General features: G+C 72.8%; 12 protein-coding genes. All 12 read right to left on the bottom strand.

The genetic code is table 11. The features are described 5' to 3' along the window. The 12 genes from WME98_RS45515 to WME98_RS45460 all read right to left on the bottom strand — a co-directional run bounded on the left by WME98_RS45515 (position 1) and on the right by WME98_RS45460 (position 11700). Positions 1-570 (bottom strand): phage baseplate assembly protein V, encoded by a 570-nt coding sequence (locus tag WME98_RS45515; protein WP_061622523.1) that lies wholly within the window; start codon positions 568-570, stop codon positions 1-3. Beyond that, entirely contained in the window at positions 567-1685 is a 1119-nt protein-coding gene (locus WME98_RS45510; protein ID WP_437947864.1) for a hypothetical protein, read from the bottom strand. Before WME98_RS45510 ends, WME98_RS45515 begins: the two co-directional genes overlap by 4 nt. A gap of 2 nt (positions 1686-1687) precedes the next feature. After that, the gene (locus tag WME98_RS45505; RefSeq protein WP_437947862.1) at positions 1688-1978 is read right to left on the bottom strand and encodes a LysM domain-containing protein; all 291 of its coding nucleotides are present in this window, start codon (positions 1976-1978) and stop codon (positions 1688-1690) included. A gap of 13 nt (positions 1979-1991) precedes the next feature. After that, positions 1992-2645, bottom strand: coding sequence for a hypothetical protein (locus tag WME98_RS45500; RefSeq protein ID WP_061622520.1), 654 nt, complete (start codon positions 2643-2645; stop codon positions 1992-1994). After that, a complete protein-coding gene (locus WME98_RS45495) occupies positions 2642-2887 on the bottom strand; it encodes a hypothetical protein (protein ID WP_437947860.1) in 246 nt (81 codons plus the stop codon). Before WME98_RS45495 ends, WME98_RS45500 begins: the two co-directional genes overlap by 4 nt. Positions 2888-2898: 11 nt before the next feature. After that, positions 2899-4875: an ATP-binding protein gene (locus WME98_RS45490; protein ID WP_437954106.1), complete on the bottom strand. Its 1977-nt coding sequence runs from the start codon at positions 4873-4875 to the stop codon at positions 2899-2901. Further along, complete coding sequence (locus WME98_RS45485) at positions 4875-6116, bottom strand: DUF4255 domain-containing protein (RefSeq protein ID WP_437947859.1); 1242 nt, start codon at positions 6114-6116, stop codon at positions 4875-4877. The genes WME98_RS45490 and WME98_RS45485 overlap by 1 nt, the downstream gene beginning before the upstream one ends. 6 nt (positions 6117-6122) lie before the next feature. After that, entirely contained in the window at positions 6123-7154 is a 1032-nt protein-coding gene (locus tag WME98_RS45480; RefSeq protein WP_437947857.1) for a hypothetical protein, read from the bottom strand. After that, a complete protein-coding gene (locus WME98_RS45475; RefSeq protein WP_437338758.1) occupies positions 7151-7882 on the bottom strand; it encodes a phage baseplate protein in 732 nt (243 codons plus the stop codon). The genes WME98_RS45480 and WME98_RS45475 overlap by 4 nt, the downstream gene beginning before the upstream one ends. Positions 7883-7884: 2 nt before the next feature. After that, positions 7885-8412 (bottom strand): phage tail protein, encoded by a 528-nt coding sequence (locus WME98_RS45470; protein WP_061624199.1) that lies wholly within the window; start codon positions 8410-8412, stop codon positions 7885-7887. A gap of 11 nt (positions 8413-8423) precedes the next feature. Further along, complete coding sequence (locus tag WME98_RS45465) at positions 8424-10217, bottom strand: phage tail sheath family protein (RefSeq protein WP_437947854.1); 1794 nt, start codon at positions 10215-10217, stop codon at positions 8424-8426. A gap of 661 nt (positions 10218-10878) precedes the next feature. Continuing rightward, entirely contained in the window at positions 10879-11700 is an 822-nt protein-coding gene (locus tag WME98_RS45460; protein ID WP_437947852.1) for a fatty acid desaturase family protein, read from the bottom strand. Positions 11701-11893 lie beyond the last annotated feature (193 nt).

Below are 11893 nucleotides of genomic sequence, written 5' to 3'. Positions count from 1 at the left end.
TCACGTCACCTCCAGCGCGTTGCCGTTGATGGCGGTCGTGTTGCCCGACAGCTCGATCGTCGCGCACACCAGCGGCTTGGCGCCGGGCGTGGGCTCGTTCGTGAGCTTGAGGCTCGTCCCGTCGATCTTCACGCGGGCGCGCGGCACGAGGGCCGAGACGTGCTCGATCTTGAGCGAGTCGTCCTCGACCGTGATCACCCACGATCCGACCTTGAGCACCTTCTTGGCGGGATCGATGCCGTTGAGCGGCGCGAGCGACGCCGTGATGGCCGCCAGCGCGGTCTCGTCCGCCGGGAAGAAGCACCCCGTCCAGATCGGCCGCTCGGGGTCGCCGTGCTCGAACTCGGCCCACACCCAGGCGTCCTTCGGAGGAATCAAGAAGAGCCCGACGCCCCCGCCGGGCGTCAGGCTCGGGGACGCGTACGGGAACGACGGGAGCGCCCAGCCCGAGACGTTCGTCCCGAGCACGTCGGGGATGATGAGCTGGAGCCGCCCGAGCTTGTAATCGTCCTTGTTGCTGTGGACCCGCGCGCGGTACTTGCCCCAGAACTGTCGTCGCGACTCCGTCATGGCATGACCACCGGGATGGGCGAGATGAACCCGCTCCGCTTGAGGGTGAACTGCTGCTTGTACTCGCCGCGCTGGAGCCGGTGCGTCACCTGCTCGACGGCGTAGAGGCCGTCCCACGTGAGGCCCATCCCGCGGACGCCGACGAGCCTGCGCGTGCGCAGCACCGAGCGGTAACGCACGCCGTCGACCTCGCCCGACACCCGGACCGGATCGCTCCCGCGCGCCGCCGACGCGAAGCCCTCGAGCGCGGCCTGGACCGGGCTCAGGCCGGCGGTGTTGCGCGCGAGCGTCCTCCGCATCGGCACCGCGGGGCGCACCACCGGTGGGACGGCGAGGAGCTGCGGGACCGGGATCGGGATCTCGACGCCCGTGTTGGGCTCCGTGACGGTCACCACGGGGGTCGACGCGCTGAGCGCGTCGAAGCGCCCCTGGAGCGCGCCTTCCGACGATCGATGGCTGTCCATGCCGACGTTGATCGCCGGCTGGACGCTCGTCGGCGCGTCGGGGCCCCAGTAGGCGCGCGACACGCCCGGCAGCATCGGCTCGACGTAGAACACGAAGCCGTTGCGCGAGGCCAGGTGGCGGACGTGCGCCAGGTCGGTGCCGTGCTGCGACGGCATGCGCTGCGTCGACAGGGGGACGTCGGCGGTGGGCGTGATCGCCGGCACGATCTGGAAGCGCGCCATGTACGGCGCGAGGATCTCCGTGACGATCGCGGCGTCGGGGCGGAGCTCGAAGGTGCGGTTCTTCTCCTCGATGTCCATCATCAGGGTCAGGTCCTCGCCGGTGACGTGGAGGGTCGACTGCCCGGGCTCCGGCGACGCGCTGAACTGCACGTCGGTGATGATCCCGTCGATCAGCACCTCGGGCATCGCGCCCATCAGGAGCGACACGACGATGCGGCTCGGCGGCTCGAGGATGCCGCTGGCGACGAGCGACGCGTCGACCGGGGTGTCGTGGCCCACCGCGAAGGTGAGCTGGAAGCCGTCGCGGCCGTCGTTGCTCATCCTCACCTCGATGGAGCGCAGCGCCTCCGCCACCGGGAACGGCGCCGGCAGCGGGAGCGTGGGCCCGACCTGGAGGAGGACCTGGATCCCGAGGACGTCGAGCAACATCGTCACGGACCCTGGGGCAGCGGGATCACGATCGGCCGGCCGACGCGCTCGGTGAGCTCGTCGGGCCGCACGGCGCCGTTGGCGTCGCACACGCGCCAGAACTGCTCCGGATCGCCCAGGTGGCGCGCGGTGATGTTGTCGAGCCGGTCGCCCGCCGCCACCACGTGCTCGGCCAGCGCGACCGGCGGGGCGCGCGGGATGAAGCGCCTTCGCACGTAGAGCACCGTGCGCCCGTCGGGCGCCGTCCACTCGGCGCGTTCCAGGTTGTAGTACCGGCTCGTTCGCTGGAGCATCGTCGCGCCTCCTTCAGAACAGCTTCAGGGACGTCCCCGCGTTGGCGATCGTCCAACCGGTGTTGGTCACCGCCAGCGCCTCCTTCGTGATCTGGTGCACCAGGAAGAGCGCCCACCCGGGGTTGGTCGGGTGCAGGTCGTAGTAGCTGAGCACGTGCATCGAGAGATCGACCTTCGCCCGCACCGGGTTGAGCAGGTTGTCGTGGGCCTCCTCGGTGATCGTCATCTCGGTGATGCGCACCGGGACGACGCGGGTCGGCCCCCACACGAACAGCGTCAACGGCGCCTCGGGCGCGATGAAGTTGATGATCCCGGCCTGGATGGTCGCCATGTTGGCGATCACGAACGCGCTCTTCGGGTAGAGCAGCATCTCCAGCGCGGCGAGCGGCGCGTGCACCCCGACGGCGGACGCCACGCCCCCGGCCTGGTCCGCGGCGTCGACCTCGATGTTGACGCTGATGGTCTCCTGCGGCGGCCCGCCGAGCCGCTGCGCGTCCGACCGCGCCCCCGCGTCGCCGCCGCCCGCGCGGCCCGAGCGCGCCTGCAGCCGCCGCGTGATGGTGTCGGGGTTGTACTGGAACACCACCACGCTCGCGAGCGGGTTCCACTTGTCCATCCCGATGATGGCGCCCTTGAGCATCCGCGGAGAGATCGGCGTGCCGCTCACGGTCGCCCCCGCGGCGCGGCGGCCTGCGCGATGGCCTCGCCGATCCCCGTCCACGCGCTCCCCGCGCCGCGCGGATCCGGCGTGTGGGTCGCGCGCAGGAGCGGCGCGTCCTGCGAGAACGCGCGCGGCGCCCTGCCCTCGGAGAACGAGGCGGCGATGCCCGCGCGCACCTCGTCCGCGAGCGCCGCGACGTCCGCGCCCTCGGGCGCGTCGATGACGATCTTGTCGATGCGAATGATCATCCTGGGAGACGTCACACCCACCCCCCGATCTCGGCCGCGGACACCGACTTCTCGATGCGCGCGCACTCGTCCCTCGCCGCCATGAAGAGGTGCGCCATCCGGACGGGCGCGCGCTCGGCCGCGGCCAGGAAGGCCGCGTGGAGCGCGATGTTGCGGATGCTGGCGCCCGTCGCCTCGAGGCGCGCGAGGCGGTCGACGTCGAGGCCCTCGCGCGGCGCGGCGGCCGGCAGCGCGCGCCGCCACATCTCCCGGCGCTCGGCCGCGCCCGGGAACGGGAACGCCACGACGAAGCGCAGCCGCCGCAGGAACGCCGTGTCGAGCGACTGCTTGGCGTTCGTCGTCAGGATCGCGAGGCCCCGGAACGCCTCCATGCGCTGGAGCAGGTAGCCGACCTCGATGTTGGCGTAGCGATCGTGGCTGTCCTTGACCTCGGTGCGCTTGCCGAAGATGGCGTCGGCCTCGTCGAAGAGGAGCACCGCGCCGCCGCGGTCGGCCGCGTCGAAGATGCTCCGCAGGTTCTTCTCGGTCTCGCCGATGTACTTGCTCACCACCTGGCTCAGATCGACCCGCACCAGATCGAGGCCGAGCCGCCCCGCGATCACCTCTGCCGCCAGCGTCTTGCCCGTGCCGCTCGGCCCGTGGAAGAGCGCCGTCACCCCGAGGCCCCGCGCCTCGCGCCGCAAGAAGCCCCAGTCCTCGAGCACCGTGCGGCGGTACCGCACGTGCAGCTCCAGCTGCCGGAGGATCTCCGACTGGGCCTCGGGGAGCACGAGGTCCTCGCGGCGGGCGACCGGCACGCTCACGTGCGCCAGCCCCTCGTAGCGCCCGCGGTTCGCCGCGCGCAGGCGCCGGCGGAGCGGGTGCTCTTCGGCCGCGTCCGCGGTCTCCCCCGCCTCCACCCGGCAACGCCACTCGTCCGCGACGCGCGCGATCTCCTCGGGCTCCGGGCGGAACTCGCTGACCAGATCGTCGAGCACGTCCTCGGCCACCGCGGCGCCGCCGAGCGCCTCCACCCAGATCGCGCGCTGGCCCGCCGCGTCGAGCGCCGGGAGCGCCACGCTCACCGTCGGCCCCTCCAGCCCGAGCTCGCCGCCGACCGAGACCACCACCGGGTGATCGCTCCCCTGCGCGAGCGAGCGCGCCGCCGCGATCCGCTCGGCGGAGCTGCCCGGCGCGGCCTCGATCAGGAGCCCGCCGCCGCGCAGCATGAGCTCCCGGCGCACGAGCGCGACGAAGAGCTCGCGCTCGGCGGGCTGCGCCGGCACGTCGCCGACGCGCGCGACGAGCGGCGCCGCGCGCCTCGCCCGGAGGGCCGCGCACGCGACCGCGGCGCGCGACGCCGCGCTCCCGCCGCTCAGGACCACGACGGGGGCCGACGGCGCCTCCAGGCAGCGGGCGATCTCCTCGACGGCGTCTCGGTACCGCGCGGGGACGCGGGCGCCCTCCGGGATCGTCACGACGCCCCGCAGGCGCTCGTCGAGCGAGGTCACGCCCGCGATCTCGTGGAGGATGCGCTCGTCGATGTGCAGGGCGGCGTCGGTGATGCCCCCCTCCTGCAGCGTGACGAGCTGCCACCTCCGCAGCGCGGCCTCGGGGCTGAGGGCGCTCCAGTCGGCGTTCGGCAGCACCCAGAGCGCGAGCCCGAACGAAGCGTGGCGCCGGCGCGGATCGCCGTGTAGCGCCCCGCACGCCTGGCCCACGGCGCCGGCGAGCTCCACCGCCGCGACGAGGAGCAGCACCTCGTATTCGAACGGGCTCAGATCGAAGGCCCGCCGGATCCGCTCGAGCGCCGCGGGGACGGGCATCGCCTGCGCGAGCTCGCGGAGCTGCCGCGCGGCCTCGTCCCCCGCGCCGTCCGGCGGCGCCTTGTCGTCGATCCGCCGCGCCGCGTCGGTGAGGCGCGCCTGCACCAGCCGCACCGCCGCGGAGACGTAGCGCTGGTTGGCGTCGATCCAGGCGCTCCCGGCGCCGGCGCCCGCGCCGTCCATCACGCCACCACCTCGACGAAGGGCGACGCCACGGCGCCCGGCGCGGTCGGGTCGGGCGGGTCCGTGAGCGCGCTGGTCGCCCGGTCGATCTCCACGCGGACCGGGTGACGGCCGGCGCCGACGGCCGCGGGCAGCGTCACCTCGATGGTCGAGAACTCGGTCGGCCCCCCGGGCGACGGCGCCGGCGGGGCCCACGCGGCGGCGTGCCTGCCGACGATCACGCGCACGGCCTGCGCGCGCCCCACCGGGGGCTCGACCGCGAGCGAGAGCACGCCGCCGACCGTGGCGGCGAGCGGCGAGGCGCTCGTGATGGCCGGCGCGAGCACGAACGGCAGCGCGTTCGACTCGAGCTCGAACGGGCGCGCCTCGCCAGCGTTGTCGAACGCGTGGGTGACGAGCGCCTGCGCCACGTGGACGCCGGCGCGCAGGTCGTCGGGGACGGCGACCACGACCTCCGCGTCGTCGGCGGAGATCGCCGCGACGGGATCGAGCGGGCCGAGGCGCACGCGCGTCGACGCGCCGCGGAGCGCGGCGCCGGCGAGGGTGAGGCGCGCGCGGCCCCCCGCGACCGTGCGCGGCGTCAGCTGGGGGCTCACCGCGGTGAGGGACGGCGGCCGCGGCGCGCCCGAGTAGATGCCGCGCTCGCGCACCGGCGGGCGGGGCGCCGGGGTGAGCGGCGCCTCGAGCAGCAGCACCGACGCCTGCACCCCGACGGAGAGCTGGTACGGCGTCTGGAAGAACACCGACCAGAGCTTGGAGAGCTCCTCCAGGTTCATCGCGGCGAGCGAGAAGCGCACCCGCTCGACCTGCTGCGCGAGGTCCGCCTGGCGCAGGTAGCTCCCGGGCGCGGCGTTCATCACGATCGCGTCGATCTTCTCCGCGGTGAGCTCGGCGCGCGCGTGGAGGCCCGACAGCGCGACGCCCATGATGCGCTGCGGCTCGAGCGACGTCTCGTCGCCCGTGAACGTGAGGACGTAGTGCAGGTCGAGCGCGAGCTGCGGCCGCCGGATCAGCTCGCCGCTCGCCCGCCGCGTCGGCAGATCGGCGTTCCTCAGGGCGACGTTCGGCGTCACCTGGTAGAGGAACGCGTTCACCCCGCGCGTGCCCGCGTCGAGCGTGTGAGGCCGCGCGGAGGTCACGACCGCGCCGGCGACGCTGACGTCTCCCGCCTCGAGGAAGGCATCGGAGAGCAGGGCCTTCAGGCCTTCCGTGGCGACCGCGATGGCGATTCCGTTGCTCACTGTCCCTCACCCCTGCTCGCGTCGCCGGAGATACTCGCCGAGGTCGACCACCGGACGAGGCGGCGCCGCGGCGCTGCGCGGCGCCGCGCGAGGCGCCGGCGCGACGCGCACCTCGATGCGGCCGATCGAGACCTCGACCGTCGGTCCAGCGCCGCTCGCCTCGGCCGCCGGCGGGCCGGGCGGCGGCGAGGGCCTCCCGTGCGCCCCGGGCGCCTCCCCATCCCCTGTCCGCGCCGCTGGGGTGGCGCGTTCGCCGCCGGGACCGCGCTCGCCCGCCCACGGGGCGGGGCGCGCCAGCGGCCGCCCGTCCGCGGACCACGCCCCTCCGGCGCGCGTGCGCCGCGCCGCCGGGCGTCGATCCAGGAGCGCCTCCGCGTCGATCGGCGCCACGGACGACCATGTCCCGGCGCCGGGTTCCCCTGTCGCTCCAGGCGGCGGCGCCTCCACGGCGATGTCGGCGAGCGCCTGCCCCGCGGCGCGCGGCTCGCGCTGCGGCGCCAGGCGGCCCTCGCCGGGCGGCGGCGCGGCGCGCCCCTCGGCGGGCGGCGGTGCCGCGAGGCGATCTCCGCGCGGCACCGGCTTCGCCAGCGGCGCCTCGGCGCGCGCGCGCCCCCCTGGCGCGGCGGGCGCGGCCGACGCGGGCGGGAGCGCGCCGCTCCCGAGGAGGCCGCTCGCCGGCGCGCGCGGGCCCGGCGGCATCGCCTCCTCCGCGCGCGCAGCGCCGTCGGACGCGCGACCGACCGCATCGGCCGGGGCGGCGAGCGCCGTCGGCTCCTCGAAGGAGCGCGCTCCCGGCGCCGCGGCTGCCGCGGCCCGCGGCGCGGGTCCGCGCGCCGCCGGGTGCAGCGGGAGCGCGCTCGGCGCGCCCGTCGCCTCGCCGGTCGTGCGCCCCGCGGGATCGGCCACGGCGGCGTGCGCCGTCCGGTCGTCCCACGCCTCTGCGCCCGGGTCGGGCGCCGTGATCGCGGGCGTGAACGGGCGTACGACCGCGCGCTCCCCGCGCGTGTGCTGCACGAGCCGCGAGAGGTAGCCGCTCATCGCCCCACCATCTGGAGGTACGCCTCCCGGCGGCGCCCGGACATCGCGAGGATGTCCGCCTCGCGCCAGCCGTAGCTGCGGGCCAGGGTGTGGACCTCGTACACGAGCCGCCGCGCCCTCGCCGTCACCTCGCGAAAGAGGAACTCCCCCGCGTCGAACGCCAGCACCCACCGGTGCTCGCACCGCGCGCAGGCGAGCTCGATGAGCGTCTCGGCGTTCTCGTCCATCGCCGCGAGCGCGTCGCCGACCCGGGCGAGCACGGCCTCCGGGAGCGCGGCCGGGTCGCACGGCTGCCCGCCGCGCGAGGCCGACAGGACGCAGCGGCGGACGAGCACGCGCAGCGCCTCGTCGGCGTCGTGGCACCAGGTGAGCGCCGCCTGATCGCGGCTGTCGGGCACCCGCACGACGAGCTCGTGGTCGAGGACCGTGAGCGCCACGGGCTCGCGGGGCGCCTCCGGGGCCGCGAGGATGGCGTCGATCGGCGGATCCACCTGGTACACCTCCCCGCAGCCGGGGCACTCGCCCACCCCCTCGCATCGCGGCCCGAACGTGTGCACCCGCAGGGCCGCGGCGCGGCGCTCGCGCTCGCCGATCGGCAGCGCGGCGAGCGCCTCGGGGGCGTCGTGCGGCCACCCTGCCTGGAGCATCGCGAGCGCGCGATCCACCGGGTGCAGCGAGGCGCACCGCTCCCACAGCTGGAGCACGTCGACGGCCGTGAGCGCGCGCACGATCACCTCGGGGTCGCGTCGGGTTCCTTCGGCTCCGTGACGCTCTCGTCGAGCTCCCAGCCCTCGTTCTCGATCTTGATGTGCTCGAGCGCGACGGCGTTCGCGTTGGCGTCGAGATCCGGGAGCGCCTGGTACTCCGACACCCAGCAGCGATAGACCTTGTAGGCGAGCACCTTCTGTCCGGACTCGTTGTAGAGCTCGATGATGATGTCCTTGCGGAAGTTGCCCAGTCCCATCTGCTCCGGGGAGCTGCCGACGACGTTGAACGCCTGCGCCGCGCGGGCCCAGTTCTGGAACTCCTTGTCGTGCGTCACGCCGCGCTCGAGCGTGATCGCCTCGTACTCGGTGCGGCCCGGCGACTTGCGGCTGCTGGAGAAGTCGCCGCCGTCGCGGTGCTTGACCACCTCCGTCGTCCGCTTGAGCGCGCCGACCTTGCTCACGCCCGCGACGACGTCGTTGCCGAAGCGCACCCGAAACTTGAAGTTCTTGTAGGGATCGAGCCGATTGGGATTCTGGGTGAACTGCGCCATGACGCCCCTCCTTAGACCTGGACCTGGCCGGCGAGCTGCTGGATCTTGATCACCACGAACTCCGCCGGCTTCAGCGGCGCGAAGCGGACGACGATGTTCACGACGCCCCGATCGATGTCATTCTGCGTCGTGGTCTCGCTGTCGCATTTGACCTCGTACGCCTCGCGCGCGGTCTTTCCCTGAAACGCCCCCTGGCGGAAGAGCGAGTGCATGAACGCCCCGACGTTGAGGCGGATCGAGGACCACAGGGGCTCGTCGTTCGGCTCGAAGACGACCCACTGGGTGCCGCGGTACAGGCTCTCTTCGATGAAGAGGGTGAGTCGCCGCACCGGGAGGTACTTCCACTCGGAGGCCAGGCGATCGGAGCCCTCGCGGGTGCGCGAGCCCCACACCACCCGCCCGGCGCCGGGCATCGCGCGGAGGCAATTGACGCCGAGGGGGTTCAGCTGACCGATGTCGTCGTCGGTGAGCCTCACGGAGAGATCCGGCGCGCCGACGAGGGTGGCGGCGAGGCCCGCGGGGGCCTTCCAGACGCCGCGCTCGCCGTCGGTGCGCGCGATGACGCCCGCGACCGCGCCGCAGGGGGCGAAGTCCTCGAGCTGGTTTTCCCGCAGGGGATCCGGGGCGCGCAGCCTGGGGAAGAAGATCGCCGCGTTGCGGCTCACGCTGCCGATGGGCGCCGTGTCGATCGTGGTGGCCGGCGCGTCCGGGGTCTTCCACGCGAGCGGCGGGTCGATGATGAGCACCGCGCGGCGCTTCTGGCAGTACGCGATCGCGTCCTCGACGAGCCCGCTCTCGATGTCGGTCTCGCGATCGTGCGGCGGGATGCAGAGCATGTTGAAGAGATCGGCCTTCTCCAGCGCGTAGAGCCCCGTCCGATCGCTCGCGGTCGTGCCCCCGGTGAGGATCGCCTGCGTGAGCGCGGTCCCGTCCGATCCGGCGCTCCCGCCGACGTCGATTCCGACGCTCGTGGTATTGCCCGAGTTCCTCCCCCAGAGCGGGTTTTGCGACGTGGGCTTGGCGTGCGCGGCGGGCCGCGTGGCCGCGCCGGTCGCCGGGGTGAACGACGACGGCGTGCACGCGAGCTGGGACTCGGCCGCGAGCACGCGATCGACGCGCCGCCGGTGCGATTCCATGAGCGATACGTTCCGGAAGACCTCGATCTCCGAGACCGCCTCGACCTTGCCGTTCGCGTCGTGTCGAACGAGCGCGAGCGTGAGATTGAAGAGCGACGCGTCGCCGGGCGCCACGTCGTAATCGACCCGCGCGCGCAGCGCGTCGCCCCACGCGCCGGGGCTCGCCGCCTCCAGCGTGAGCGACGAGTCGATTACGATACGGGACGCGCCGGTCGTCGTGCCCGTGCCCGTGCCGGTGCCTGTTCCAGTGCCCGTGCCGGTGCCTGTTCCAGTGCCCGTGCCGGTGCCTGTTCCAGTGCCCGTGCCTGTTCCGGTTCCCGTGCCGGTACCTGTTCCGGTTCCCGTGCCCGTGCCTGTTCCGGTTCCCGTTCCGGTACCTGTTCCGGTGCCCGTGCCCGCGCCGTCGTTATAGGCACGCACGATGAGCGCTTGTCCGCCGCCGTTGCGGAAGAAATCGCGCACGGCATAGCTCATGGTGCTGTCGGCCCATAGCCCGCCGAATTTGCGCTCGAAATCGCCGAAATTGTTAATCAAAACAGGGACATCGGTCGGCCCCTTCCGAGCGCGCCCGACGAACGCGGTGATGGACGTCGCCACCCCCATGATCGTGCGAACGCCGCTCGGAATCTCCTCGATGTACACACCGGGATATGTGAGCGCACTGGGCATGGCGACCCCTCCTCATTCTCGGCGCAATCCAAGCACGGGACGAACACGCTCGCTCGCGCGGCAGCCCCCCCGCCGATCGCCCGATTCATTCAAGGAAAACGTCTACTGTCGTTGCGTCCGGCTCGGACCACGACGTAATGACCTGTACGAGATTGCATTCCCTTGTGTCAAAATATTTTTCCGCGCCCATCTCGATTAACGTTCAACTTCATGAATCTACTTCATTTATTCTCATTCATCCCGGCCGGCGAGCTGGCCGCGCGGGCGTCCGGCGCGGGCACGCCCTTCGGAGGCGGCTAGCGCACCGGCATCTCCACCGGCTCTGGGCGGCTGCTCCACGCCCGAGGGCGCGTTGTCTCGGCGACCGCGTGGCGTTGCTCTATTGCGAGCGCGGCTGCCCCCGTCGGCGCCGGGGGCGAGACCCGGGTCGGAGGGCGGGCGTGCGCGAAGCGTCAGTCGGCAGGAAAGGGCTCCATCGGCGCGCCCTCGGCCTCCAGGCGGCGCCACGGGCGCAGCTGGTCCACGCCGGCGTCCTCCCTCGATACGACGTCTTGGGCGAGCTCGGCCGGCCTCCGCCGGCGCGACGAACGCCCTCCCCGGGGGGGCCGGGCGGCCCGGCAAGACCTCCTGCGCGACCGGGGACGCGCCAGGCGACGCCGAATCAGGACGCCCCCGGCCTCGTGATGGGCAGCCCCGGCGTCAGCTTCGCCGGGTTGAACAGGCCCGCGCGCTTGTGGTGGTTCGCGTGCATGTAGATGCCGTGCCAGAGGAGGTTGCCGAGCCAGTAATACCCGTGGTTCAGGTTCACCGGCTTGAAGTCGCCGTCCGGCGAGGACGCGTTGTGCGTCGACCAGTTGAAGTGCACGAGGTGCAGAAAACCCACGATCGACGCGGGCACGAAGAGGAAGAAGAACGCGACCGGGCCGAGGAACACGTACCAGCACGCGATGAGCAGCAGATTCGTCGCGTAGCTCACGTACGCGCGGACCCGCTCGTAACGGCGGCTCTCGGGCGTATCGCCGTAAAGATCGAAGTAGATCTGCTGGAGCTGGCGCTCCACGTTCACCACCGTCTGCACCAGGAACGCCCAGTAGCTGGCCACGACCGGGTGCGGATCCCTGTCGACGTCGTCCGAGTAACGATGGTGGCGCTGGTGGATCACCTCCCAGGAGGCGAACCGCGTGAGCACCACGAGCCCGCAAAGCTCGCCGACGAGCCGGTTGATCGGCCGCGGAAAGTTGTTGTGGGTCGCGTTGTGGATGAACACGCTGCAAAGGATCTGCGCGTGGCAGACCAGCGGCAGGACCAGCCAGAGGCGGCTGTCCCATCGCTCGATGAGCGGCTCGTGCCCGCCGAGGAGCATGCACGCGAGGAGGGCCACGCACGCGAGCGCGTAGAACCCGTCGTAATAAAGATAGAAATATCGGTTTCGTCGGAGCTGCGTGAACGGCAGCGACGTCAACGTGGAAACGATCACCGACATGTGCTTGAGCCTCCCCCGCGCCCGAGGCGGCGCTGCCCTGGCGCGGAGATGGCCCCACGCCGAGGGCCGCCTCCGCCTCGCCGCGAACGCCGTTGTCGAGACATCTGGATTACACCGGTTCCTTACTTCCGTCCATAGATTGTCCACGCTCCCGCCGCGCCGAGCTGGATTTCGGCGCGCCGCTGGGGCCCAC

The sequence above is a fragment of the Sorangium sp. So ce296 genome (assembly GCF_051529605.1).
GTDB lineage: Bacteria > Myxococcota_A > Polyangia > Polyangiales > Polyangiaceae > Sorangium > Sorangium cellulosum_D.
Note: the sequence above shows the minus strand (reverse complement) of the source record. Positions and strands in the feature narration are given on the sequence as shown.